Here is a 25,253-nt window from a genome sequence, read left to right as displayed (position 1 = left end):
TGGTTACGAGGAGGACTCGTCGATGTCGAAGAGTTCGCCGATCAGGCCGCCGAGGAACCGTCGGTGTTGCGACGATATTTCGGCGGCCGCTGCTTCGTCCCGGGCCGCGCACAGGGTGATCAGGTTGTCGTGGTGTTCGATGGCGTCCTGCCAGCCGCGGAGACTGGAGAACTTGCGGTAGTAGATCCGGTGGATCTGCGGGTGCACCTGGTGCATGAGCCGTTTGAGCAGTGGGTTGCCTGCGGCGTCGACGATGACGCCGTGGAAGGTGTCGTCCGCGGCGAGTGCGGCACCGATGTTGTCGGTCTTGATCGCCTGCGCGAGGTCGTCGTTCGCGGTGCGCATCACGTCGATCATGTCGTCGGTGAGGTTGGGCACCCCCGTTTTGACGGCCAGTTGATCCAGGACCTCCATCACCGCCAGCGTTGCCTCGACATCGGCCCGGTTCAGCGGTGTGATCCGGGTGAAGGCGGCGGGTTTCGCCTCGACGAGTCCGGTGTCGATCAGCCGTGTCAGAGCCTCGCGCACCGGGGTGCGGCTCAGCCCCAGATGTTCGGCCAGCTCGCTGTCCTTGACCTTGGATCCGGGCGCGAGCTCACCGGTGACGATCGCGTCGCAGATCCGCTCGAACGCGACGTCGCTCATGCGGGGGCGCTCCACCGGATTATCACGCAACATACTGGATACTGTACTCTGCACGCCGCACGTTCCCAGGGGCCGCGTGGGTGAGTGCCTGGTGCCTTGTCGCGAGGATACCGAGAATGCCTTCGTCGACTGTCCATCGTCCGGGCCCCCCGCTACCCATCCGCGTTGTGTCGCCCGGCGAGGACCTTGTCGCCGAGGTCGTCGCCAGGCGTTTCGGCGGACCGACCGGCCTTGGCCTCGGCTTTCTCCTCGGACTTGTCGATCACCGACGCGGCGAGGGAGTTTCCGACGACGTTGACCGCGGTGCGGGCCATGTCGGCGATGAAGTCCACCCCCAGCAGGAGCGCGACGGCTTCGGCCGGCAGGCCGATGGTGTTACCTGCGGCGATGAGCACCACGATCGAGGCGGAGGCAACGCCGGCCATGCCCTTGGACAAGATGACCAGGACGCCGACCATCAGCAGCAGGGTGGGGATCGAGGTGTCGATGCCGTAGGCGTTGGCGAGAAAGACCAGGGCGACAGCCTGGTAGAGAACGGAGCCGTCGGTGTTGAACGAGTAGCCGAGCGGGACGACGAACGAGGTCGTCGAGCGGCTGACGCCGAGCCCCTCGAGCTTGAGCAGCAGTGGCGCGAGCACTGCCTCGGAGCTGCGGGTGACGAACGCGAGGCCGACCAGATTTCCGATGGCCTTGAGCATGGTGATGTACTCGACGCGGAAGATCGCGGCGATGATCGGAAAGATGACGCCGAGGATGATCGCCATACCGACGTAGACGACGGCGAGGAAGCCGAGCAGGCTCGACAGGTTCCCGAACCCGTAGTGCGCGACGTCGTAGCTGATGAAGCCCAGGACCCCGAGAGGCGCGAGGCGAATGACGTACCCGACCACCTTGAACATCGCGCTGGCGAGTGAGTCGAGCACGGCCGTCATCGGCTTCGACTGCTCACCGATCGCGGCGAGTGCGACGCCGACGAACCCGGCGAACACGATCACTGCCAGCAGGTTCCCCTCCGCGAAGGCGGCGAAGACGTTCTTGGGAACAGCGTGCAGGAGTAGTTCGTGGAAGTCGATGCCCTGCTCGAGGGTCTCGACGGACGCACCGTCGGCGCCGGCGACGGGGGCGCCGGAACCGATGTCGAGCAGCTTCGCCAGCGCGACGGCCATCAGCAGGATGATCGTGGTGACGACCTCGAAATACAGGATCGCCTTGGCGGCCATGCGCCCGACCTTCTTCGCCGAATCCATGCGCGCGATGCCGAGCACGATGAGCGGGAAGACCAAGGGGACGACGATCATCTGAACCAGGTTGAGGAACACGTCGCCGGCCAGTTTGAGTTGCTCGCCGACGGCGGGGGCGAACGTGCCGATGAGTGCGCCGACGCCGACGGCGATCAGTGACTGCACGCCGATCGGCAGCTTCCAGAACTTCCACCACCTGCGTGGTGTGCGAGACGCGTCGGCGTCCTCGGGTGCTGTCGCGGAGTCAGCGGGGATGGCTCGGGTTGTCGTCATTCAACAGCTCCAATATATTGGATGTGGTGTACTGTTCGACAACAGTGATCGACGTCATAGTCCCTGTCAAGTAGAACGGCGAATTGGGTGTTGGTGGATAAGTTGAGCGACAGCGATGTGCGGATCGAGCACGATTCGATCGGAGATCTGGCGGTACCGGCGGGGGCGTACTACGGCGTCCACACCGCCAGGGCGATGGACAATTTCGCGATCACCGGGTCTGCCATCGGTCAGTACCCGGCACTGGTCGCGGCGTTGGCGACCGTGAAACAGGCTGCCTGCCTGGCGAACCGGGACCTGGGTCTCCTCGACGACCGGCGGGCCGTAGCGATCGTGGCCGCGTGCACGGAAATTCGCGCCGGGGCACTGCTCGACCAGTTTCCGATCGATCCGATCCAGGGCGGAGCGGGCACTTCGTCGAACATGAACGTCAACGAGGTCATCGCGAACCGCGCACTCGAGATCCTCGGGTTCGGGCGCGGCGCCTACACCGAACTCGACCCTCTCGCTCACGTGAACCTGGGGCAGTCCACCAACGATGTGTACCCGACCGCGATCAAGCTCGCGCTGGTCGAGCACCTCCGAATGTTGATCGCGTCGCTCGGTCGGCTCGCGGAGTCGTTCGAGCGCAAGTCGATCGAATTCGACGACATCGTCAAGATGGGTCGCACCCAGCTGCAGGACGCGGTACCGATGACCCTCGGGCAGGAGTTCGCCGCCTACTCGATCATGCTGAACGAGGACTGCGCCCGGCTCTCCGAGGGAGCGCTTCTGCTGCTGGAATCGAACCTCGGCGGCACCGCCATCGGCACGGGGATCAACGGACATCCCGAGTACTCCGCGCTCGCCTGCGACTACTTGCGCGAGCTGACCGGTGAACCGGTCGTCCCGGCCGGCAATCTGATCGAGGCAACCCAGGACTGCGGAGCATTCGTGCAGGTCTCCGGAATCCTCAAACGTGTCGCCGTGAAACTGTCCAAGACGTGCAACGATCTGCGGCTCACCTCCTCCGGGCCGACCGCCGGGCTCGGTGAGATCAATCTGCCTCCGGCCCAAGCCGGTTCGTCGATCATGCCCGGCAAGGTCAACCCGGTCATCCCCGAAATGGTGAACCAGGTCGCGTTCGAGGTGATCGGCAACGATCTGACGGTCACGATGGCCGCCGAGGGTGGGCAACTCCAGCTCAACGCGTTCGAACCCGTGATCGTCTACAGCCTGCTGCGCTCGACGACGCACCTGGCCGCGGCATCGGACACCCTGGCGGTGAAGTGCGTCGACGGGATCACCGCCAACCGCGACCATCTCGAGCGGGGTGTTCGGCGCTCGATCGGCATCGTCACCGCGCTCTCGCCGTTCATCGGCTATGCGGCCAGCGCGGATATCGCCAAGAGGGCCCTGGCGACCGGCGCTTACGTCGGCGACCTCGCCGTCGACGACGGTCTGCTCACTCGCGCGCAGGTCGATGACATCCTGTCCCCCCGGCGACTCGCCGGTCTGCTCACCGCGCCCACCGTGGACAGCGAATTCTCCGCACTCGACCATCTCACCGGTGTCGCCGCGCACTGATCGACGCTTCACACCCAGCACCTCGAATACAGGACAGCGCAGTCCTTGCCCGAGTAGAAGTTCACATCGAGAGGAAACGAGAATCGGATGACCCTCACATCGCCGGCACACGCCGCCATAGTCCCCGCGACACATGCGCGCTCCTGGCTCCTGGTCGCGGGCTCACGTCCGGACGAGTTCGCCGCAGCCACGAACTCGGCGGCAGACGCGGTGATCTTCGACCTCGAGGACGGTGTCGTTCCGTCCTCGAAAACACAAGCCCGCGAAGCCGTTGCGCGTTTCCTCGCCGGTGGGGGCACCGGGTGGGTGCGCATCAACGACGTCACCACCGCGGACTGGACCGCTGATCTGGACGCGATCCGGGGGCTCCCGGGACTGAGCGGCGTGATGCTCGCCAAGGCCGAATCCGCGGACCACATCGATCGCACGGCTGCCGAGCTGCCCCACATCCCGATCCTCGCCCTGGTCGAATCGGCGCGTGGCGTCGAATTCGCCTTCGACATCGCCTCGGCCGACGCCACGACCCGAATTGCATTCGGCACCGGCGACTTCCGCCGGGACACCAATGCGGGCGCCGACCCCGACGCGCTGGCCTACGCGCGGGGACGGCTCGTCGTCGCCAGTCGGGCGGCAGGCCTCCCCGGTCCCATCGACGGCCCGTGCCTGACCGGCGAACCCGATCTGTCCGAGGCATTGGCCGTCACCAGGTCGATGGGCATGACCGGCAAACTCTGCATGCATGTCGGCCACACCGCGATCGTCAACCGCGAACTGTCCCCGCTACAGAGCGATGTGGCCTGGGCTGCCGAGGTCATCGCACACCTCGGCGCGCAGGGCGAGAACATCGCCGACGGCAGCGATCGCCCGAAGCTCGCGCGTGCCCTGCGAATCACCCACCTGGCCGACGTCTTCTCGGTGTCGGCCTGAGCGTCCCGCCGGGCAGCGGTTACCCGACCTCCCCGATCACCTCGCGCAGTACCCGGGTGACCGTCTGCACCGCAGGTGAGGGATTGGCGTCCTGCCAGGCCATGGCGATGGGGAGGGTGGGGGCGTCGCCGGCGATGGGCAGGTATTCGACACCGTCCATCGCGAGGTGTGCCGTCGAATCCACTACGACGGCGACTCCGACCCCGGCGCCGACCATTGCGAGCAGGCTGTACGGGGTGGGCGCCTCGTGTGCGACGACCGGGGCGAATCCTGCTGCCGCACAAAGGGCGAGCGTGGCGTCGCGGACCACGGAACCGTGTTCGGCGGGGTAGATCACGAACCGTTCGCTCGCCAGTTCCTGCGGCACGACGGCACCCGCGTCGACGAGGCGGTGCCCGGCCGGGACCGCCACCATCAGTGCCTCTACGCGCACGGTGTGGGTGGCGAAGCCCCGCGGGACCGGCAACCCCACGATGCCCATGTCCAGGGTTCCGCGGGTGAGGGCGTCGAGCACCTCACCGGAGTACATCTGCGGGCGTAGGTCCAGTTCGATGCCGGGGTAGGCGTCGGCGAGGGAGCGGGCGAGAACGGACAGCACCGTGTAGCCGCCCGCGCCGCCGAAGCCGACGGTGACGCGGCCGGTCTCCCCGGCGGCAGCCGCCTGCGCGATGCCCTTCACGATCCCGACCTGCGCCTCGATGGTCCGGGCCGGACCCACCAGCGCTTCGCCCGCGGCCGTGAGCCGCACGGAGCGGGTGGTGCGGACGAACAGATCGGTTCCCAGTTCCCGTTCGAGGGCCCGCACGGTCTGGCTGAGCGGGGACTGCGCCACGTGGAGACGCTCGGCGGCCCGCCCGAAATGCAGTTCTTCCGCGACCGCGAGAAACGCGTGCAGGTGACGGAGTTCCACGACCCCTCCCCGGGACTATGTGTCTGAATCACCTAAATAAGCTGAATTAAGTCTTGGACTCTACACGGAATCCCGACCATAGTGATGCACACCACCTCTGCGTCGGCGTGACGCCCCACGAAAGTCAGGGAGAACCGTGAATCCGAATCCCGGCCGCGACGCGGCACCACCCGAATACAGCACGCGGCAGGCCCGCAAGGCCGGTGTCACCGCGTTCGTCGGCACCACCATCGAGTGGTTCGACTTCTACATCTACGGCACCGCCTCCGCACTCGTGCTGGGCCGGTTGTTCTTCCCCGACGCCTCGCCCGCGGTGGGCACCCTCGCTGCATTCGCGACGTTCGCGATCGGTTTCGTGGCCCGCCCACTCGGCGGGATCGTGTTCGGCCACTTCGGCGACAAGTTCGGACGCAAGAACGCCGTCATCATCACGCTGATCCTGATGGGGATCGGAACGGTCGGCGTCGGCTGCCTCCCCACCTACTCGCAGATCGGGATCTGGGCACCCGTACTCCTCGTCGCGCTCCGCGTGGTCCAGGGCATCGCGATGGGCGGTGAGTGGGGTGGTGCCGTGCTCATCGCCACCGAATTCGCGCCACCGAACAAGAAGGTGCTGTACGGCGCATTCGCGCAGCAGGGTTCGCCCGTCGGCAATCTGCTCGCGACCCTCGCGTTCCTGGCGCTGACGCTGTTGTCGGACAGCGTGTTCGAGTCCTGGGGCTGGCGTCTTCCGTTCCTCGCGTCCGCCGCCCTCGTCGTCGTCGCGCTGTACATCCGGCTGCGGATCTCGGAGACGCCGGAGATGAAGAAGGCCGTCGTCGCCCAGGAGCGCACCCGGATGCCGCTCGTCGAGGTGCTGCGCTCGCACCCGGTCGAACTCGTTCTCGGCGTGGGGGCCGTGGTCGCGGGTGTCGCCATCACCTACGTGAAGACCACGTTCGCACTCGCGTGGGCCACCGCCGACCTCGGATTCGACCGCGGGGACTTCCTGCTCGTGATCACGATCGCGCTCGTCGCGCAGGTACTCGTGCAGCCGTTCGGCGCCGTGCTGGCCACGAAAATCGATCCGTCGCGTGCGGTCCGGTGGATGCTGCTGCCCGAACTCGTGTTGCTGCCGTTGATGTTCCTCCTCGTCCAGACCGGGTCGGTGCCCCTGGCCATGCTCGGCATGGTGCTGGCCACCGCGCCGCACGCGATGTACTACGCCGCCCTCGCCGGCATCCTCGCCCAGGTCTTCCCGACCAACGTCCGCTACACCGGAATTTCGCTGTCGTATCAGCTGTCGACGGCGATCTTCGCCGGAACCGCCCCGATGCTCTGCCAGTTCCTGCTCACCCACACCGACTCGATCTGGCCGGTGGTCGCCCTCGGGCTCGGCTACGTCGTGCTCTCGCTCGCCTGCATGACACTGCTGCTCCGCCGCGGCAAAGCCCGCTCGGACCGGACCGACGCCGAGCCCCGTCCCGAACACACCTCGACCCGGAAAGATGCTGCCCACTCATGAATTTCGCTCACACCGATCCCGCCCTGCGCGCCGTCGTCGACCGGTGGACCGCACCATCGGACCGCGACAAGCTGAACACCCTGCTCGACCGGCTGGGCGCCGACGCAGGCGACCGGCTCGACGCCCTCGCCGCCACCGCCGACAAGAATCCACCGGTGCTGCAGCAGTTCGACCGGGACGGCGAACGCATCGACCGGATCGCGTACCACCCCTCTTACCAGGAACTGTGCCGAGCCGCCTACAGCGAATACGGACTGTCGGCACTGTCGCATCGCGGCGGCCTGCACGGCTGGGACGACGTCCCACCGCACCTGGTGAAGTACCTCGCGTCATACGTGTTCGTGCAGGCCGAATTCGGGCTGGCGTGCCCGGTGTCGATGACCGATGCCGCCGCCCGCACGCTGCGCATGTTCGGCGACCCGGACGTGTTCGGACCGTGGATCGACGCACTGACGTCGACGGCCCCCGACGGCGCGATGACCGGTGCGATGTTCATGACCGAACCGCAGGCCGGCACCGACATCGCCCGCACGGAGACCCGGGCCGTGCGTGACGGCGACGCGTGGCGGCTGACCGGGAAGAAGTGGTTCGCGTCCAATCCCGACGCCGACGTCATCGTGACCCTCGCCCGGTTCCCCGGTGGCGACGACCAGTCCACCCGCGGTGTCGGAATGTTCATGGTGCCCAAGGTTCTGGCGAACGGCGAGCGCAACAGCTACACGATCGACAGGCTGAAGGACAAGCTCGGCACCCGCTCGATGCCCAGCGGCGAGGTGTCGCTGACCGGTGCGTACGCCCAACAGGTCGGCGAACTCGACCGCGGGTTCCGGCAGATGGCCGAGATGGTGAACACGTCGCGGCTGTCGAACGCGATGCGGTCGAGCGCGCTGATGCGACGAGCCGTGCGGGACGCCGTCGACCACACCCGGGAGCGGGTCGTGTTCGGCAAGGCCCTGTTCGACCAGCCCCTGATGCGGGCAACCCTGCTGCCGCTCGCCCTCGACGCCGAGGCGGCGCTCGCCCTGGTGGCATACAGTGCGCAGTGCCTGCAGGCGGCGGACGCCGGCGACGACTCCGCACATGCCCTGATCCGGGTCCTCACCCCGCTCGCGAAGCACTACATCTGCAAGCGGGCGCGCATCGTCACCGGCGAGGCCATGGAGGTGCGGGGCGGCAACGGCTACATCGAGGAATGGGCCCACGCCCGCCTGGTCCGCGACGCCCACCTGGGGTCGATCTGGGAAGGCTCGAGCAACGTCATCGCCCTGGACGTGCTGCGGTGCATGCGCAAACTCGGTGCGCATCGCCGGCTGGCGGAGACGATGCACGGCATCCTCGCCGGACTCGGACCCGACTGTGGCACCGGGGCCGATGTTCTCCGCCGGCGCTGGGACGACCTGGTCGAGGAAGGCGATCTGCTCGTCGCCGGAGACGACGACACCGCGCAGGCCGGATGCGCGCGCTACGCGAACGAGCTGGCCCGCGCGGCGATGGCCACCCTGCTCTACGACCTCGCCGACTTCGCGATCACCTCGGGCAGCGGCTACCGGTCGCTGCTCGTCGCGAACGCCTACCTGTCCGGCGACACCGGGAACCTCCCGGGGGCTGCCCTCGACCACCTCGCGGCCGTCGTCGACGGCACCGATGTCGCGGCGGATGCCGCCCAGGCCACCGCACCCCGATCCGACTCTGCGACAGGAGTTTTCCTGTGAACACCACCCACACCGGTCCGGCGCCCCTTGCGGGTGTGCGGGTGCTGGACCTCTCCAAGATCCTCGCCGGACCGTACGCCACCATGTCGCTCGCGGACCTCGGCGCCGACGTCACGAAGGTCGAACACCCCGACGGCGGCGACCCGACACGGTCGTGGGGTCCGCCGTTCGTCGGCCCCGACGCCACGTACTACCTCGCGATCAACCGGGGCAAGAAGTCGGTGACCGTCGACCTCAAATCGGAAGAGGGACAGGACGTCATCCATCGCATCCTGGAGGAGACCGACGTCGTAGTCGAGAACTTCAAGCCCGGCAGCGGATTGCAGCGGATCTTCGACTATCGGACGCTGTCCGAGCGGTACCCGCATCTGGTCGTGCTGCACATCTCCGCGTTCGGGGAGGACGGTCCGCTGCGCGACGAACCGGGTTACGACATGATCGCGCAGGCCGCAGGCGGGCTGATGTCGCTCACCGGTGAGCCGGGCGGGGCGCCGATGAAGGCAGGATTCGCGATGGGTGATCTGGGGGCGGCGCTCTTCGGTCTGATCGGCGTGCTCGCTGCCCTGGTGGAGCGGTCGCGGACCGGCCGAGGGCAGTACGTGACGACGTCGCTGTTCGAATGCCAGCTCGCCCTGCACGTGAACTGGGCGACCAACTACTTCGCGACCGGCGAGCGTCCCGGCGCGCTGGGCTCCGGTCATCCCAATCTCGCTCCGTATCAAGCATTTCCCGCGAGCGACGGATACTTCGTCGTCGCGGTGGGCAACGACAATCAGTGGGGGAGCCTGTGCTCCGCGATCGCACGCGAAGACCTGACGACCGACCCGCGATTCGAGCGCAACCGTGACCGCGTGGCGAATCGTGGCGATCTCGAGCGGGAACTGTCGTCGGCCTTCGCGTCGGGCACCGTGGAGCAATGGTGCGACACACTCGCCGCGCACGCCGTGCCCGTGTCACCGATCCGGCACCTCGACGAGATCTACGCGGACCCGCACACTGCCGCGCTCGGGATGATCGGCACGGTCGACCACCCGACGCTGGGCAGCCTGCAGCAGATCGCGTTCCCGGTCAGTTTCGCAGGCGAGCGCCCGCATCTGACGTCCGCGCCGCCGGTACTCGGCGCCGACACCGACGAGATCCTCGGTGCTCACCGGCCGCAGTCGGTGGTCGGCGGGTAGACCCGGTTATCCGCCCTCGCGCAGCAGCGCGACGTCGGACACCATCCGGATGTGATCGGCCATCGCACGGGAAGCGCCCGCGGAGTCCTGGTCTCGAATCGCCGTCGCAATGCGGCGGTGCCCCTCGAGCGAGGCCCGCGGGCGTTCTGCTTGGGACAGGGATTCGATCCGGGTCTCCCGGATCAGCCCGGAAATCTCGTGCATCAGCTTGGCCAGCAGTGACGAGTGCGCCGCGACGGTGATGGCCTCGTGGAACTGCTCGTCGCCGACGACGCCGCGATCGCCCGCGGCGATCTCGGCTTCCATCGTCGCGAGTGCGGAATCGATCGCCGCCATCTCTGCGTCGGTCCGGCGCTCGGCGGCGAGCCCGGCAAGTTTCACCTCGAGCGCCTCGCGGGCCTCGATCACCTCGGGGAGGCGATCGGCGTGCTCCCGCAGCGCCTTGACCGCTCGTTCCTCGATGGGGCGGCGGACGAGCACGGCACCGTCTCCGTGCCGGACCGACACCACACCCTGTACCTCGAGGGCGACGAGCGCCTGACTCAGCGAAGCGCGACTCACACCCAGCTGAGCGGCGAGTTCACGCTCGGCGGGGAGGCGGTCGCCCGGCGTCATCTCGTGGTCGGCGATATGGGCGCAGAGCTGTTCGACGATCACCTCGTACAGCCGCGGTCGTGCTACCGGACGCAGTTGCTCAGCCACTGGGCCACCCACTCTCCATTCCACTGAAACTACTCCACGGTATCTCGCACAGGAATGTAACCGCACCCACACTTCCTGTTGACAGTGATCCACGACACTGCTTGTATGAAGTGGCTAGGCCAATCTGCCACTGAGTCAATTTGCTCGCCGGCGGCGGTCGAGACCAGTTGCCACTGCCACAGAACCGGAGACTTTTCATGTCGACCGAGTTGATCCCCATACTTGCGCTCGCCGTCATGTTCCTGGCGGCGACCGTGCTGCCCGTGAACATGGGCGCACTCGGCTTCGTTGCCGCCTTCTTCGTCGGAACCCTGTCGCTGCACATGAGCAGCGACGACATCATCGCCGGATTCCCCAGCAGCCTGTTCCTGACGCTGGTCGGCATCACCTACCTCTTCGCGATCGCCCAGAACAACGGGACCGTCGACCTCATGGTCCGCGGGGCGGTCCGGCTGGTCCGCGGCCGTGTCGCGCTGATCCCCTGGGTGATGTTCGGGATCACGGCGGTACTCACCTCTATCGGCGCGCTCGGCCCCGCCGCCGTGGCGATCGTCGCGCCGATCGCTCTCGGCTTCGCCGCCCGCTACAAGATCAACGCTCTCCTGATGGGCATGATGGTCGTCCACGGAGCGCAGGCGGGCGGATTCTCGCCGATCAGCATCTACGGCGTCACGGTCAACGACATCGCGTCCAAGGCGGGATTGACCAACAGCCCGCTCACCTTGTTCCTCGGAAGCCTCCTGTTCAACGCCGCTATCGGGGTGCTCCTATTCGTCTTCCTGGGAGGTCGGGACCTGATCGGGCGCAGCGTGCACGACGACGGCGCCGAGGACACCGAAGGAACTGGTGCCGGTGGCTCGGGCGCAGGAGTGCCCGCGACCGGGGGTGACTCGGGGTCGGGAGGGGCCACCGCGACCAAGGTGCGCCCGACGTCAACCCTCGCGGACGCACCCGCACGCTCCGGTGTCACGTTCGATCAGGCTCTCACCCTGCTCGGCCTCACCGCGCTGGCCGTGTTCTCGCTGATCCTCGACCTGGACGTGGGATTCATCTCGATGACGGTGGCCGTCATCCTGGCGCTCGCTTCGCCGAAGGCGCAGAAGGGTGCGATCGCTCAGATCAGCTGGTCGACGGTTCTGCTCATCGGCGGTGTGCTCACCTTCGTGGGGGTCCTGCAGGAGGCGGGCACCGTCGAGTACGTCGGAAACGCGGTGGCCAGCCTGGGGATGCCTCTCCTCGTCGCCCTTCTGCTCTGCTACATCGGCGCCATCGTCTCCGCATTCGCGTCGTCCACGGCGATTCTGGGAGCGACCATTCCGCTCGCCGTCCCCTTCCTCCTCGCCGGCGAGGTGGGCGCGGTGGGCGTGATCGTCGCCCTCGCCATCTCCTCGACCATCGTGGACGTCAGCCCGTTCTCGACCAACGGAGCGCTGGTCCTCGCGAACGCGCAGAACGTCGATCGAGACCGTTTCTACAAGCAGATCCTGAAGTACAGCGCCCTCGTCGTGGCCATCGGGCCACTCGTGGCCTGGGCGATCTTCGTGGTGCCCGGCTGGCTCTGACGGCCGGCGGGTAGGCGACCGGCCGCGCCTCCCCGCGTCGTTGCATCGATTTTCACCTCTTGACATCGGTCGGATCAGGTGTTTCATTTAATTGGCTAGTCCACTAGGTCACTGTACCAACAGTCCAGCTCTCGCGGCTCTTGCCAGGAAGTAACGGGTGGTTTCACATGTCCACGAACACGATGGAGCGCACAGGTCCGCTGCAAGGAGTGGTCGTCGTCGATCTGACCCGCGCACTCGCGGGCCCCCACGCGGCGATGATGCTCGGCGACCTCGGCGCCGACGTCATCAAGATCGAGACCCCGCACGGCGGCGACGACACCCGCGGATGGGGGCCGCCCTTCGTGGAGCCGGCCGACGCCGAGCGGGAATCGACGTACTTCCTGTCCGCGAATCGGAACAAGAAGTCGATCACCCTCGACCTCAAGGCCGAAGACGGACGCACCACCCTCGAATCCCTCATCCGGCGCGCCGACGTCCTCATGGAGAACTTCCGCACCGGCGTCCTCGACCGCCTGGGATTCACCACCGAACGCCTCGCGGAGCTGAACCCGCGCCTGGTCGTCCTGTCCATCAGCGGATTCGGTCACGACGGACCCGAAGGCGGACGCGCGGGGTACGACCAGATCGCGCAGGGCGAGGCCGGACTGATGTCGCTGACCGGACCCAATCCCGACGACGTCCAGCGCGTCGGCGTCCCCATCGCGGACCTGCTCGCCGGCATGTACGGGGCGTTCGGCGTCGTCGCCGCCCTGCAGGAACGAGAGCGCACCGGACGGGGCCGCGTCGTGCGAACGTCGTTGCTGGCCAGCGTCGTCGGCGTGCACGCCTTCCAGGGAACGAAGTGGACCGTCGCCGGCGAGGTCGGCGAGGCGCAGGGCAACCACCATCCGTCGATCTCGCCCTACGGGCTGTTCCGCACCGCCGACGGAGCCGTCCAGATCTCGGTCGGCAGCGAAGGACTGTGGAAGAGGTTCTGCGCGGGCTTCCACCTCGATCCGGAAACCCCCGGAATGGCCACGAATCCCGAGCGCGTCGAGAACCACAAGCAGGTCCTGGAACTGGTCGAGGACGCGTTCGGCGCGTACACCAGCGACGAACTTCTCGTCGAACTCGACCGCATCGGAGTGCCTGCGGGACGCGTCCGGACGATCTCCGAAGTCTACGAATGGGAGCAGACCAAGTCGCAGGGACTGCTCATCGACGTCGACCACCGCACACTCGGCAACATCACCCTGCCCGGCCCGCCCCTGCGGTTCTTCGAACCGGACGGCACCGAGGTCACCGAGACCCGGCACACCGCACCACCGGTCCTCGGCGCGGACAACGACACCGTGCTGTCGTGGCTGAAAGAGTGCAGCTGATGGCTCGCCTGACCGCTCCCGATTTGCTCGACCTCGTGGTCGACGCCGGCACCTGGGAGTCGTGGGACACGCCCCCGATCCAGGTCGCGGCGGACCCCGAGTACGCCGACGAACTTCTTCGCGCACAGGAGAAGACCGGCCTCGACGAGGCGGTGCTGACCGGAGTGGCCACCATCCGTGGCCGCCGAACGGCAATCCTCGTCTGCGAATTCGGCTTTCTCGGCGGCTCCATCGGAGTGGCCGCAGGCGAGCGTCTGGTCGCCGCGATCCGGCGCGCTACGCGCGAGCGCCTTCCGCTGCTCGCCCTGCCCACGTCGGGCGGCACGCGAATGCAGGAGGGAACGACCGCGTTCCTGCAGATGGTCAAGATCACGGCGGCGGTGATCAAGCACAAGGAGGCGCACCTGCCGTATCTCGTCTACCTCCGGAGTCCCACGACCGGCGGGGTGTTCGCGTCCTGGGGATCGTTGGGGCACGTCACCATCGCGGAACCGGGAGCGCTCGTCGGCTTCCTCGGACCGCGCGTGTTCGAGGCGCTGTACGAGTCGCCGTTCCCGGCGGGCGTCCAGACCGCCGAGAACCTGCACGCGCACGGACTCATCGATGCCGTGCGGCCGCCGGATCAGCTCGCCGAGATCGTCGACCGTGCGCTGCGCATCATCACCTCCAGTCGTGCCTGCCGGCCGTCGCTCGCCGACGCCTCGGTGCCCGAGAGTCTCCCGGATGTCCCCGCGTGGGATTCGGTGGTCGCCTCGCGCCGCGAGGACCGGCCCGGGGTGCGGGAGTTGATGTTCCACTCGGCGTCGGATGTTCTTCCGCTCAACGGAACCGGTCAGGGAGAGGTCGATCCGGGCTTGATCCTCGCCCTGGTCCGGTTCGGTGACATGCCGTGCGTCCTGCTCGGCCAGGACCGTCGAGGGCAGACCACGCGGTCGCCACTCGGCCCGGGCGCCCTGCGGGAGGCGCGCCGCGGAATGCGGCTGGCGGCGGAACTGAACCTGCCGTTGGTGACGGTCATCGACACCGCCGGAGCGGCGTTGTCGAAGGAGGCGGAGGAAGGCGGTCTCGCCGGTGAGATCGCCCGCTGCATCGCCGACATGGTCTCGCTCGACGTCCCCACCATCTCCCTGCTGCTCGGGCAGGGCACCGGCGGCGGCGCGCTCGCGTTGATCCCGGCCGACCGGGTGCTCGCGGCCCAGCACGGCTGGCTCTCACCCCTGCCGCCCGAAGGTGCGAGCGCGATCCTGCACCACGACATCGCGCACGCTCCGGACATGGCCGCCCGGCAGGGAATCCGGTCGTCCGATCTCCTCGCGAGCGGCATCGTGGACGAGGTGATCCCCGAATTCCCGGATGCGGCAGACGAATCCACGGCGTTCTGCACCCGGGTGGGTGCGATACTCCACCGCGAACTGTCGCTCCTCGATTCGGCAGACACCACCCAGCGACTCTCCGACCGTGCGGAGCGATTCGACCGGATCGGTCTGTTGCAGCCCGCACACGCATGACCGCGGTGGTCCGCGCCTGACTTACGTCAGCATTCGACGAGGTTCACCGACACGTTCACGGCGAGACCACCGGTGGAGGTCTCCTTGTACTTCGAGCTCATGTCGGCGCCGGTGGCCCGCATCGTCTCGATGACCTGATCCAAACTGACCCGGTGGGTGCCGTCGCCGCGCAGAGCCATCCGGGCGGCGTTGATCGCCTTGCCCGCCGAGATGGCGTTGCGTTCGATGCACGGGATCTGCACCAGGCCCCCGATGGGATCACACGTCAGACCGAGACTGTGTTCCATCGCGATCTCCGCCGAATTCTCCACCTGCTCCGGGCTGCCACCGAGGATCTCGGCGAGGCCGGCGGCGGCCATGGACGCCGCGGAACCCACCTCGCCCTGGCAGCCCACCTCGGCCCCGGAGATCGAGGCCCGTTCCTTGTACAGGGATCCGATTGCGCCTGCCGTCAACAGGAATCGCACCGCCGTGCCGTCCGGGTCCGCCTTTCCGGCGGGGGTGTAGTGCAGCGCGTAGTGCAGGACCGCCGGGATGATGCCGGCCGCCCCGTTGGTGGGGGCGGTGACGATCCGTCCGCCGGACGCGTTCTCCTCGTTGACGGCGAGGGCCACCAGGTTCACCCAGTCCTCGGCGAACGCGGGATCACGATCGGGATCCTCGACGTTCAGCCGCTCGTACCAGCCGCGGGCGCGGCGGCGTACCCGCAGACTGCCGGGCAGGTACCCGTCCCGGCTGATTCCGCGTCGCTGACACTCGACCATCACGTCCCGGATGTGCAGGAGCCGCGCCCGGACCTCCGGCTCGGGCCGGAGGGCGCTTTCGTGCTCGAGCATGATCTCACTGATCGTGAGCCCGTAGTGCTCGCTGAGGTCGAGCAGTTCGCGCGCCGACCCGAACGACAGCGAATTCGTGCCTGCGTCGACGGGCAGTTCCGGTTCGGCGCCGGTGACGACGAATCCGCCGCCGATCGAGAAGTACGTCTGCGCGTGCAGTTGGCGACCGGTGACGCCGGTGGCGGTGAGGGTCATGCCGTTGGGGTGAAAATCCAGGACCGTCAACGGGTGCAGCACCATCTCGTCCTCGGCGAGCGGGATGTCGACCGTCCCGCCGAGGCGGATCCGCCGACTCGCCCGCACCTCGTCGAGTCGCCTCTCCATCTCCTCCGTGGCGATGGTGTCGGGCCGATACCCCTCGAGGCCGAGGAGGATCGCCGACATGGTGCCGTGGCCGGCGCCGGTGGCCGCGAGCGATCCGTACAGATCGACACGGACACCGGCGACGTCCCCGAGGAGGCCGAGTGCGTCGAGGTCGTCGACGAACGTGCCCGCCGCCCGCATCGGCCCGACGGTATGCGAACTCGAGGGTCCGATACCGACCGAGAACAGGTCGAACACACTGATCGTCACGCGAGGTCCTTCCGGAGCATCGCAACGAGTACCGCAGCGCAGCGAGGAACGGAGTGAGGAGCGGATGGAAGGATCGATGCGGGAAACATTGTCACCGACTTACAGCCCCGGATAGAGGGGGTACTTGTCCGCGAGCGCCCGGACCTGGGCGGCCAACCCGGACGTGTCCGCGTCGGCGGGCGCGACGAGGGCCTGGGCGATCAGGTCGGCGACGGTCGCGAAGTCGTCCCGGCCGAAGCCGCGGGCGGCGAGTGCCGGGGTGCCGATGCGCAGACCGGACGTCACCATCGGTGGCCGTGGATCGAACGGGACGGCGTTGCGGTTGACGGTGATTCCGATTGCGTCGAGGCGGTCCTCGGCCTGCTGCCCGTCGATGGCGGCATCCCGCAGGTCGACGAGGACGAGGTGCACGTCCGTGCCGCCGGTGAGGACGCTGATTCCGGCTTCCTTGACGTCGGGTCGGCTGAGCCGTTCGGCGAGGACCTTCGCGCCGTCCAGGCAGCGTTCCTGACGCTCCGCGAATTCGGGTTCGGCCGCCATCTTGAATGCCGTTGCCTTGCCCGCGATCACGTGTTCCAGTGGGCCGCCCTGCTGGCCGGGGAACACCGCGGAGTTGATCTTCTTCGCGATGGCGGCGTCGCCCGTCAGGATGATGCCGCCGCGGGGTCCGCCGAGGGTCTTGTGCGTCGTCGACGTGACGACGTGTGCGTGCGGGACGGGAGACGGGTGGAATCCGGTGGCGACCAGACCCGCGAAGTGGGCCATGTCGACCATCAGGTACGCGCCGACCTCGTCGGCGATTTCCCGGAAGCGGGCGAAGTCCAGGTGCCGGGGGTAGGCCGACCAGCCGGCGATGATCAGCTGCGGCCGGTGCTCGCGTGCTGCCTTCGCCACCTCGTCCATGTCGATGAGGTAGTCCTGTTCGGACACCCCGTAGGCGGCGACGTTGTAGAGCTTGCCGGAGAAGTTGAGGCGCATGCCGTGCGTGAGGTGGCCGCCGTCGGCGAGGGACATTCCGAGGATCGTGTCGCCCGGCTCGATCAGCGCGTGCATCACCGACGCGTTCGCGGTGGCGCCGGAATGCGGTTGCACGTTGGCGTATTCGGCGGCGAACAGCGCCTTGACGCGATCGATGGCGAGCTGCTCGATCGTGTCGACGTGCTCGCAGCCGCCGTAGTAGCGCCGCCCGGGGTAGCCCTCGGCGTATTTGTTGGTCAGCACGGAACCCTGCGCCTGCATCACCGAAAGCGGGGCGTGGTTCTCCGACGCGATCATCTCGAGGCCGGTGCGCTGGCGCTCCAGCTCCTTGCCGATCAGTGCGGCGACGTCCGGGTCGAAATCCGCGAGGTCGCGGTTCAGGACACTCATGCCTGCACCCCGTTCTTCTCGGCATACTCGGCCGCGGTGAGCAGCTCGCCGGCGGCGGACGGCTGGACGGCGAACAGCCAGCCCTCCCCGTAGGGGTCGGAGGTGACCAGTCCGGGGTCGTCGACGGCGGCGGTGTTGATCAGGGTGACCCGGCCGCTCACCGGCGGGTACAGCTCGGACACGGTCTTCGTGGACTCGACCTCGCCGCACGATTCGCCGGCGACGATGGTCGCGCCGACCTCCGGCAGGTCGACGAAGACCAGCTCGCCGAGCGAGTTGACGGCGACGGACGTGATGCCGACGCGGACCGGTTCGTCGGGGAGGGCGGCGCCCGGCTCGATCAGGACCCACTCGTGGTCGTCGGTGTAGCTGCGGTCGTCGGGGAAGGCGTGCGAAGACATGGTGTGACCCTTTCGGGGCTGAAGTGGGCGGGAACGGTTCAGGAGCGGCGGTAGAACGGCGATGGGGTGACCACGAACGGTTCCTTCTTGCCGCGGATGTCGACCGTCAGTTCGGTGCCCGGTTCGCGGAACGCGACGTCCACGAAGGCGAGCGCGATCGGATGCCCGAGTGTCGGAGACAACGCCCCGGACGTGATGGTGCCGACCGCCGACTCACCGGCCGCGTCCAACACGGTGTACTCGGCGCGGGCGGCCCGGCGCCCGCCTCCGGCGAGGCCGACGAGCACCCGCTGCGGGGCCTGATCCGACAACGTCTGCAGCGCATCGCGGCCGACGAAGTCCTTGTTCAGCCGGACCACCTTGCCGAGCCCGGCTTCGTACGGATTCGTGTCGAGGGTCAGTTCGTGGCCGTACAGGGCCATTCCGGCCTCGAGGCGGAGGGTGTCGCGGCACGCGAGGCCGGCGGGGACGCCGCCGCGGGCGGTGGTGGCGTCGAGCAGTGCGCGCCACAACTGCACGGACAGTTCGTTCGGCACGTACAGCTCGAACCCGTCCTCCCCGGTGTATCCGGTGCGGGCGAGGAGGACGTCGATGCCGGCGACCACCGCGCGCGTGACCGCGTAGTACTTCAACTCCGCCACCGTCTCGACCTGCTCGGCGGGAACGAGGGACTGCACGACGTCCTGCGCGGCCGGTCCCTGCACCGCGATCAGCGCGGTCTCCGAGGATTGGTCGTCGACCCTGGCGGAGAAGCCCTCGACGCGTGCCGCCAGTTCGCGGTGCACCGTCGGGGCGTTGGCCGCGTTGGCCACGACGAGGAAATGCTCGTTGGCGAGACGGTAGACGACCAGATCGTCGATGACTCCGCCGCCCGCATTGCACAAGAGGGAGTACTTGGCCCTGCCGACGCCGATCTTCGAGAGTTCGCCGGCCAGAGCGTAATCCAGGACCGCTCCGGATTCAGGGCCGGTGACCGCGATCTCGCCCATGTGTGAGAGGTCGAACAGTCCGGCGGTCTTGCGGACGGCGTGGTGCTCGGCGAGTTCGCTGTCGTACTTCAGCGGCATCTGCCAGCCCGCGAAGTCGGTGAAATGGGCCCCCAGTGCGCCGTGCTCGCCGAGCAGCGGGGACGCGGGCGTCGTGGTGAGGGTCATGCGAAGGCCTCCTCGGGGGTCTCGGCGATGGCCGAAGTGTCGATGTCGGTGGTGTTCTCGAAGGCCTCGGGTGCCGGGCACGAGCAGACGAGGTTGCGGTCGCCGTGGACGCCGTCGATGCGACGCACCGGGGGCCAGTATTTGGCGGCGCGAAGCGATGCGACGGGGTAGGCGGCGAGGTGGCGCGGGTAGGGCAGATCCCATTCGTCCGCGGTCACCTGTTCGGCGGTGTGCGGGGCCTGACGCAGCGGGCTGCGCTCGAGCGGCCACACGCCGTCGCCGACCAGGTCGATCTCGCGGCGGATGGACACCATCGCCTCGATGAAGCGGTCGAGTTCGGCCAGGTCCTCGGACTCGGTCGGTTCGACCATCAGGGTGCCGTTGACAGGGAACGACAGGGTGGGCGCGTGGAAGCCGTAGTCGATCAACCGCTTCGCGACATCCTCGGCGGTGACGCCGGTCGCCTTGGTGACGTGCCGGAGGTCGAGGATGCACTCGTGTGCCACCAGACCGGACGGGCCGGTGTAGAGGACCGGGAAATGCCGATCCAGTGACTGGGCGACGTAATTGGCTGCGAGCACCGCGGTTTCGGTGGCGCTCGTCAGCCCGTCCGGACCCATCAGCGCGATGTACGCCCACGTGATGGGCAGGATGCCGGCCGATCCGTAGTTGGCCGCCGACACCGGGGTGCCGAGGTCGTCGCCGCCCAACGGGTTACCGGGCAGGAACGGCGCCAGATGCTTGCGCACCGCGACAGGCCCGACACCGGGACCGCCGCCGCCGTGTGGGATGCAGAACGTCTTGTGCAGGTTCAGGTGTGAGACGTCGCCGCCGAACTTGCCTGGCTGTGCGAGGCCGACCAACGCATTGAGGTTCGCGCCGTCGACGTACACCTGCCCGCCGGCCTCGTGCACCAGATCGCAGACCGTCCGCACGTCGTTCTCGTACACGCCGTGAGTGGACGGGTAGGTCAACATGATCGCGGCGATCGCGCCCTCGTGCGCCGCGATCTTCGCGCGCAGGTCGCCCACGTCGATGTTGCCGTTCTCCGCGGTCGCGACGACGACGACCTTCATGCCCGCGAGAACCGCGGATGCGGCGTTGGTGCCGTGCGCGGACTGGGGGATGAGGCAGACGTTGCGTTCGAAGTCGCCGCGGGATTCGTGATAGCCGTGGATCGCGAGCAGGCCGGCCAGCTCGCCCTGGGATCCGGCATTGGGCTGCAACGACACCCGATCGTAGCCGGTGATCTCGCCGAGCCAGCGTTCCAGGTCGGCGACGAGTTCGAGGTAGCCCGCCGTCTGCGCGACCGGGGCGTACGGGTGGATGGACGCGAATCCGGGCCAGCTGATCGGTTCCATCTCGACGGCGGAGTTCAATTTCATCGTGCACGATCCGAGCGGGATCATGGTGCGGTCGAGCGCGAGGTCCTTGTCCGACAGCGTGCGCAGGAAGCGGAGCATCGCGGTTTCGGAGCGGTGATCGTGGAACACGGGGTGCTGCAAGTAGTTCGACGTCCTGGCGAGTGCCGACGGCAGTTCGGGCACCGCGACGGTCGTCGGCTGCGCACCGAACACGGCGACCACCCGCCGGACGATGTCGTCGGTGGTGCACTCGTCGCAGGCGATCGCGACGTGATCGGAGTCGACGAGACGGAGGTTGATGCCGTCCCGATCGGCCGACTCCACGATCGCCCCGGCACCCGCCGGGACCCGCACGAGAACCGTGTCGAAGAAGCTGTCGTGCACGATCGTGTGACCGGCGGCGCGCAGGCTTCCTGCGATGGTCGTCGCGTGGGTGTGCACCCGATTCGCGATGGCGCGCAACCCCTCCGGACCGTGGTAGGCGGCGTACATCGCGGCGACGTTCGCGAGCAGCGCCTGCGCCGTGCAGATGTTGCTGGTCGCCTTGTCGCGCCGGATGTGCTGTTCGCGGGTCTGCAGAGCCAGCCGGTAGGCGGTCTTCCCGTCGACGTCGACGGACACTCCGACGAGACGGCCGGGCAGCATGCGCTCGAGCCCGCTGCGCACGGCCATGTAGCCGGCGTGCGGTCCGCCGAAGAACAGGGGCACACCGAATCGCTGCGCCGACCCGACGGCGATGTCGGCGCCCTGCTCGCCGGGCGGTGTCAGAATCGTCAGCGACAGCAGGTCCGCCGCGACGGTGGTCAGGGCGCCGCGCGCCTTCGCCGCGGCGATCATCGGAGCCAGGTCGCGCACCGCGCCGCTCGCACCGGGCGCCTGGAAGACCACCCCGAACATGTCACCGTCGGGCAGTTCCCCGGACAGTTCCGCGACCACCACCTCGATGCCCACTGCTTTCGCCCGTCCCCGGACGACGGCCAGTGTCTGTGGCAGGCAGTCCGCGTCGAGGACGACGCGGTTGGTGGCGGACTTCGACTTGTTCGCGCGCCGCATCAGCAGTACCGCCTCCATCACGGCGGTCGCCTCGTCGAGCAGCGACGCGCCGGCCAGGGGAAGGGCGGTCAGATCCTCGATGACGGTCTGGAACGTCAGCAGCGCCTCCAGCCTGCCCTGGGAGATCTCCGGTTGGTACGGGGTGTAGGCCGTGTACCAGGCGGGGGACTCGAGCATGTTCCGTCGCAACACCGCGGGAGTGATGGTGTCGGAGTACCCGAGGCCGATCATCTGGACGCGGGTCTCGTTGCGCTCCGACAGCGCCCGCAGATCGGCGAGAACCTGCTGCTCGGACCTCGCCGCGGGCAGATTCAAGGGCTGTGAGCTGCGGATCTGGTCCGGCACCGCGCTGTCGATCAGGTTCGCGAGACTGTCGTAACCGAGGGCGTCGAGCATCCGCCGTGACGCGGCGGCATCAGGACCGATGTGGCGGGACGGAAAGTCGCTGGTGAGGGGCACGCCGCGGATGGCGGTGCGGGGTTCTGCTGGCACGAGGTGACTCCGGTTTCGTTGAGTCCGGACCGCACCGGACATCGACAAGGGGCACCTCCCCGCTCTGTCCTGAAACCTGAGAGTTTGGGCGCACCGCCACTGCGGTGTGCTCTTCACCTTCGGTAAGTTCCGGCCGTACGGCCGATACTTTCTCCAGAGTTGCCTCTGCGCTGCGGTACTGGGGCCTGAGAGATTCCCGGGGAGGAAGTTGCTCCTACGGCGCCTCCGAAACGGAGGTTCTCCCGCTGCGCGTCAACGGCGTCTTCAGTTGTGGTTGGCCAAACAGTACACAGACGCCGCGGGTTTGTCTCCTCGGACCGACGGTGTTGCCAAGAGTCCTCGTCGTTTGGCATCCTCGATGCATCTTCGCTCGGACGTGACCGCACACGCCGGGCGATCAGAGCCCAGATGCCCGCAGCCCCAACGGTTGTCGATGTGTGCTCGCTCTCCCCGATCACCCTTCCCTGGTGCCGCGCTGTCCACCGCGCGGGCCCGACGCCGCATACCGACCGGTTTCGACCGGTCCTAGGAGTTCCCCACATGACTGCACAGCCTGACGGCCGCCGACTGCTCCGCCTCGAAGTCCGCAACGCCAAGACTCCGGTCGAACGCAAACCGTCGTGGATGAAGGTGCAGATGCGGACAGGCCCCGAATACCGGGACCTCGCCGCTCTCGTCGAACGCGAGAACCTGCACACCGTGTGCCAGGAAGCGGGATGTCCCAACATCTTCGAATGCTGGGAGGACCGTGAGGCGACGTTCCTCATCGGCGGAAGCCAGTGCACCCGGCGGTGCGACTTCTGCCAGATCGACACCGGCCGGCCCGCCGCACTCGACCGGGGAGAGCCCAGACGGGTCGCGGAGTCGGTGCAGACCATGGGCCTTCGGTACGCCACCGTCACCGGGGTTGCCCGCGACGATCTGCCGGACGGCGGCGCCTGGCTGTACGCGGAGACGGTGCGGCAGATTCACGAACTGTGCCCGGGCACCGGCGTCGAACTGCTGATCCCCGATTTCAACGCCGACGCCGCGCAACTACGCGAGGTGTTCGACACCCGTCCGGAAGTGCTTGCGCACAACGTGGAGACTGTTCCCCGGATATTCCGTCGTATCCGCCCTGCCTTCACGTACGAGCGTTCCCTCGAGGTGATCACCCGGGCCCGGGAGGACGGCCTGATCACCAAGTCGAACCTCATCCTCGGGATGGGGGAGACCGCGGACGAGGTGATTCAGGCCCTCCGGGATCTGCATACCGCCGGTTGCCAGTTGATCACGATCACCCAGTATCTGCGGCCGTCCGCCCGGCACCATCCGGTGGCGCGGTGGGCGAAACCGGACGAGTTCGTCATGCTCGACGGGATCGCCCGCGAGATCGGCTTCCTCGGCGTCCTGTCCGGTCCGCTCGTGCGCTCCTCCTATCGGGCCGGCCGCCTCCACGCGGAGGCCGTCGCCGCGACCGCAGTTCACTGAACCCCATCCTCTTCCGTTCCAGCAAGGAGTTCCCATGTCCCACCGATCAGCAGATGTCGTCATCCTCGGCGGCGGTTCCGGCGGCTACGCGGCCGCCATCCGCTCGGCCGAACTGGGCCGTTCGGTCATCCTCGTCGAGGAGAACGAACTCGGCGGCACGTGCCTGCATCAGGGATGCATTCCGACGAAGGCGCTGCTGCACTCCGCCGAGGTCGCCGACAGTGCCCGCACCGCCTCGCAGTTCGGTATCGACGTCACGTTCGACGGTGTCGACCTCGAGAAGGTCCTGAGCTACCAGAACACCATCGTCACCCGACTGCACAAAGGATTGCAGGGCCTCGTCGACTCGTACGGCATCACCGTCGTCAACGGCCGCGGACGGTTGGTCGGACCCAACGGAGTGGAGGTCGACGACGAGCTGATCACGGGCGCCGCCGTCGTCCTGGCGACGGGGTCGTCGCCGAAGACGCTGCCCGGCATCAGCATCGGCGGCCGGATCGTCACCAGCGAACAGGCGCTCGTGTTGCCGTCCGTCCCGAAGAAAGCGATCATCCTGGGCGGCGGCGTCATCGGCGTCGAATTCGCCAGTGTCTGGGCGTCGTTCGGTGCGTCGGTGACGATCGTCGAGGCGATGCCGCGGCTGGTGCCGAACGAGGACGAAACGACCTCCAAGTACCTCGAGCGGGCATTCCGTCGTCGCAAGATCGCCGCGAAGACAGGTGTGCGGGTGACGGAGGTGACGCAAGACGAGGATGCGGTGTCCGTCACCCTCGACTCCGGCGACGTGCTCGACGCCGACGTCGTGCTGGTCGCAGTGGGGCGCGGACCCAACACCGCGTCGATGGGGTACGAGGAGACCGGAGTGATGCTCGACAAGGGCTTCGTGGTGACCAGTGATCGACTGCGCACCACGGTCCCGAACGTCTTCGCGGTCGGCGACATCGTCCCCGGGCTCCAGCTGGCCCACCGCGGTTTCCAGCAGGGGATCTTCGTGGCGGAGGAGATCGCCGGGCTCCGTCCGGACGTCGTCGACGAGACCGGGATCCCGCGGGTCACCTACTCCCACCCCGAGGTCGCGTCGGTCGGGTTGACCGAGACCGCCGCCCGGGAGAAGTTCGGCGAGAACGTCGAGACCGTCACCTACGACCTCGCCGGCAACGGCAGGAGCCAGATCCTCAAGACGTCGGGAGCGGTCAAACTCGTGGTGGCGCCGACCGGGGTCGTCGTCGGCGTGCACATGGTCGGCGACCGCGTCGGGGAGCTGATCGGTGAGGCGCAGCTGCTCTACAACTTCGAGGTCGATGCCGCGCAGGCGGCGAAGTTCGTGCACGCCCACCCCACCCAGGGCGAGGCGCTCGGTGAGGCACTGATGGCAGTGGCCGGCAAGCCTCTCCACGTCCACGGCTGACCCCCATGTGAGTGGCAAAGGGTGCTGGCGCACGCTTTGCCA

The 25,253-nt window shown here is 67.8% G+C and carries 19 protein-coding genes and 1 riboswitch; of the genes, 10 read left to right on the top strand and 9 right to left on the bottom strand.

Annotated elements, in window-relative coordinates; genetic code table 11:
• Positions 1-3: 3 nt before the first annotated feature.
• Positions 4-645 (bottom strand): GntR family transcriptional regulator, encoded by a 642-nt coding sequence (locus RHA1_RS14345; protein ID WP_009475704.1) that lies wholly within the window; start codon positions 643-645, stop codon positions 4-6.
• 152 nt (positions 646-797) lie between these two features.
• Positions 798-2,159, bottom strand: a complete 1,362-nt coding sequence (locus RHA1_RS14340) for a dicarboxylate/amino acid:cation symporter (RefSeq protein ID WP_011595623.1) — start codon at positions 2,157-2,159, stop codon at positions 798-800.
• 117 nt (positions 2,160-2,276) lie between these two features.
• Between RHA1_RS14340 and RHA1_RS14335 the strand changes: the two genes are divergently transcribed.
• Positions 2,277-3,725: an aspartate ammonia-lyase gene (locus tag RHA1_RS14335; RefSeq protein ID WP_050787483.1), complete on the top strand. Its 1,449-nt coding sequence runs from the start codon at positions 2,277-2,279 to the stop codon at positions 3,723-3,725.
• Positions 3,726-3,812: 87 nt separating this feature from the next.
• Positions 3,813-4,652: an HpcH/HpaI aldolase/citrate lyase family protein gene (locus RHA1_RS14330; protein ID WP_011595621.1), complete on the top strand. Its 840-nt coding sequence runs from the start codon at positions 3,813-3,815 to the stop codon at positions 4,650-4,652.
• 19 nt (positions 4,653-4,671) lie between these two features.
• On the opposite strand, the gene RHA1_RS14325 is transcribed toward RHA1_RS14330, so the two are convergent.
• Positions 4,672-5,562, bottom strand: a complete 891-nt coding sequence (locus RHA1_RS14325; protein WP_011595620.1) for a LysR family transcriptional regulator — start codon at positions 5,560-5,562, stop codon at positions 4,672-4,674.
• 136 nt (positions 5,563-5,698) lie between these two features.
• Between RHA1_RS14325 and RHA1_RS14320 the strand changes: the two genes are divergently transcribed.
• From RHA1_RS14320 to RHA1_RS14310, 3 genes are read left to right on the top strand one after another with little or no spacing between them, the layout of a single operon-like run.
• Positions 5,699-7,066, top strand: a complete 1,368-nt coding sequence (locus RHA1_RS14320; RefSeq protein WP_011595619.1) for an MFS transporter — start codon at positions 5,699-5,701, stop codon at positions 7,064-7,066.
• A complete protein-coding gene (locus RHA1_RS14315; RefSeq protein ID WP_011595618.1) occupies positions 7,063-8,778 on the top strand; it encodes an acyl-CoA dehydrogenase family protein in 1,716 nt (571 codons plus the stop codon). Before RHA1_RS14320 ends, RHA1_RS14315 begins: the two co-directional genes overlap by 4 nt.
• On the top strand, positions 8,775-9,956 hold the full coding sequence (locus RHA1_RS14310) for a CaiB/BaiF CoA transferase family protein (protein WP_011595617.1): 1,182 nt from the start codon (positions 8,775-8,777) through the stop codon (positions 9,954-9,956). Before RHA1_RS14315 ends, RHA1_RS14310 begins: the two co-directional genes overlap by 4 nt.
• Positions 9,957-9,962: 6 nt before the next feature.
• On the opposite strand, the gene RHA1_RS14305 is transcribed toward RHA1_RS14310, so the two are convergent.
• Positions 9,963-10,658, bottom strand: a complete 696-nt coding sequence (locus RHA1_RS14305; protein ID WP_005256585.1) for a FadR/GntR family transcriptional regulator — start codon at positions 10,656-10,658, stop codon at positions 9,963-9,965.
• Positions 10,659-10,855: 197 nt separating this feature from the next.
• Here RHA1_RS14305 and RHA1_RS14300 point away from each other — a divergent pair, with 197 nt between their 5' ends.
• The 3 genes from RHA1_RS14300 (at position 10,856) to RHA1_RS14290 (ending at position 15,092) form a co-directional block, all read left to right on the top strand.
• Positions 10,856-12,220, top strand: a complete 1,365-nt coding sequence (locus RHA1_RS14300; protein WP_011595615.1) for an SLC13 family permease — start codon at positions 10,856-10,858, stop codon at positions 12,218-12,220.
• Positions 12,221-12,387: 167 nt separating this feature from the next.
• Positions 12,388-13,584 (top strand): CaiB/BaiF CoA transferase family protein, encoded by a 1,197-nt coding sequence (locus RHA1_RS14295; RefSeq protein ID WP_011595614.1) that lies wholly within the window; start codon positions 12,388-12,390, stop codon positions 13,582-13,584.
• Positions 13,584-15,092 (top strand): carboxyl transferase domain-containing protein, encoded by a 1,509-nt coding sequence (locus tag RHA1_RS14290; RefSeq protein ID WP_011595613.1) that lies wholly within the window; start codon positions 13,584-13,586, stop codon positions 15,090-15,092. The genes RHA1_RS14295 and RHA1_RS14290 overlap by 1 nt, the downstream gene beginning before the upstream one ends.
• A gap of 26 nt (positions 15,093-15,118) precedes the next feature.
• Here the strand turns inward: RHA1_RS14290 and RHA1_RS14285 are convergent, their stop codons facing one another.
• The 5 genes from RHA1_RS14285 to gcvP all read right to left on the bottom strand — a co-directional run bounded on the left by RHA1_RS14285 (position 15,119) and on the right by gcvP (position 22,375).
• Positions 15,119-16,501 carry an L-serine ammonia-lyase gene (locus RHA1_RS14285; RefSeq protein WP_011595612.1) on the bottom strand — a complete coding sequence of 461 codons (1,383 nt, stop codon included), beginning with the start codon at positions 16,499-16,501 and terminating at the stop codon, positions 15,119-15,121.
• A gap of 99 nt (positions 16,502-16,600) precedes the next feature.
• Entirely contained in the window at positions 16,601-17,869 is a 1,269-nt protein-coding gene (gene glyA / locus RHA1_RS14280; protein WP_011595611.1) for a serine hydroxymethyltransferase, read from the bottom strand.
• Positions 17,866-18,270 (bottom strand): glycine cleavage system protein GcvH, encoded by a 405-nt coding sequence (gcvH, locus tag RHA1_RS14275; RefSeq protein ID WP_009475688.1) that lies wholly within the window; start codon positions 18,268-18,270, stop codon positions 17,866-17,868. The genes glyA and gcvH overlap by 4 nt, the downstream gene beginning before the upstream one ends.
• 38 nt (positions 18,271-18,308) lie before the next feature.
• Positions 18,309-19,424 carry a glycine cleavage system aminomethyltransferase GcvT gene (gcvT, locus tag RHA1_RS14270; protein ID WP_011595610.1) on the bottom strand — a complete coding sequence of 372 codons (1,116 nt, stop codon included), beginning with the start codon at positions 19,422-19,424 and terminating at the stop codon, positions 18,309-18,311.
• Entirely contained in the window at positions 19,421-22,375 is a 2,955-nt protein-coding gene (gene gcvP / locus RHA1_RS14265; RefSeq protein ID WP_011595609.1) for an aminomethyl-transferring glycine dehydrogenase, read from the bottom strand. The genes gcvT and gcvP overlap by 4 nt, the downstream gene beginning before the upstream one ends.
• A gap of 121 nt (positions 22,376-22,496) precedes the next feature.
• Positions 22,497-22,588: riboswitch (glycine riboswitch) on the bottom strand.
• 285 nt (positions 22,589-22,873) lie between these two features.
• Between gcvP and lipA the strand changes: the two genes are divergently transcribed.
• Together lipA and lpdA are read left to right on the top strand one after the other, a co-directional pair.
• Positions 22,874-23,803 carry a lipoyl synthase gene (gene lipA, locus RHA1_RS14260; protein WP_011595607.1) on the top strand — a complete coding sequence of 310 codons (930 nt, stop codon included), beginning with the start codon at positions 22,874-22,876 and terminating at the stop codon, positions 23,801-23,803.
• A gap of 34 nt (positions 23,804-23,837) precedes the next feature.
• A complete protein-coding gene (gene lpdA, locus RHA1_RS14255; RefSeq protein WP_011595606.1) occupies positions 23,838-25,211 on the top strand; it encodes a dihydrolipoyl dehydrogenase in 1,374 nt (457 codons plus the stop codon).
• Positions 25,212-25,253 lie beyond the last annotated feature (42 nt).

It is taken from the genome of Rhodococcus jostii RHA1 (genome assembly GCF_000014565.1).
Taxonomy (GTDB): Bacteria; Actinomycetota; Actinomycetes; order Mycobacteriales; family Mycobacteriaceae; genus Rhodococcus_F; species Rhodococcus_F jostii_A.
This window is presented reverse-complemented; position numbering and strand designations above follow the sequence as displayed.

What these genes read in the sequence shown, in the direction of transcription:
- RHA1_RS14345 (WP_009475704.1), bottom strand. Translation starts at nt 645, where the DNA reads ATGAGCGACGTCGCGTTCGAGCGGATCTGCGACGCGATCGTCACCGGT.
- gcvP (WP_011595609.1), bottom strand. Translation starts at nt 22,375, where the DNA reads ATGTCCGGTGCGGTCCGGACTCAACGAAACCGGAGTCACCTCGTGCCA.
- RHA1_RS14290 (WP_011595613.1), top strand. Translation starts at nt 13,584, where the DNA reads ATGGCTCGCCTGACCGCTCCCGATTTGCTCGACCTCGTGGTCGACGCC.
- gcvH (WP_009475688.1), bottom strand. Translation starts at nt 18,270, where the DNA reads ATGTCTTCGCACGCCTTCCCCGACGACCGCAGCTACACCGACGACCAC.
- RHA1_RS14340 (WP_011595623.1), bottom strand. Translation starts at nt 2,159, where the DNA reads ATGACGACAACCCGAGCCATCCCCGCTGACTCCGCGACAGCACCCGAG.
- gcvT (WP_011595610.1), bottom strand. Translation starts at nt 19,424, where the DNA reads ATGACCCTCACCACGACGCCCGCGTCCCCGCTGCTCGGCGAGCACGGC.
- RHA1_RS14300 (WP_011595615.1), top strand. Translation starts at nt 10,856, where the DNA reads ATGTCGACCGAGTTGATCCCCATACTTGCGCTCGCCGTCATGTTCCTG.
- RHA1_RS14330 (WP_011595621.1), top strand. Translation starts at nt 3,813, where the DNA reads ATGACCCTCACATCGCCGGCACACGCCGCCATAGTCCCCGCGACACAT.
- lipA (WP_011595607.1), top strand. Translation starts at nt 22,874, where the DNA reads ATGACTGCACAGCCTGACGGCCGCCGACTGCTCCGCCTCGAAGTCCGC.
- lpdA (WP_011595606.1), top strand. Translation starts at nt 23,838, where the DNA reads ATGTCCCACCGATCAGCAGATGTCGTCATCCTCGGCGGCGGTTCCGGC.
- RHA1_RS14315 (WP_011595618.1), top strand. Translation starts at nt 7,063, where the DNA reads ATGAATTTCGCTCACACCGATCCCGCCCTGCGCGCCGTCGTCGACCGG.
- RHA1_RS14295 (WP_011595614.1), top strand. Translation starts at nt 12,388, where the DNA reads ATGTCCACGAACACGATGGAGCGCACAGGTCCGCTGCAAGGAGTGGTC.
- glyA (WP_011595611.1), bottom strand. Translation starts at nt 17,869, where the DNA reads ATGAGTGTCCTGAACCGCGACCTCGCGGATTTCGACCCGGACGTCGCC.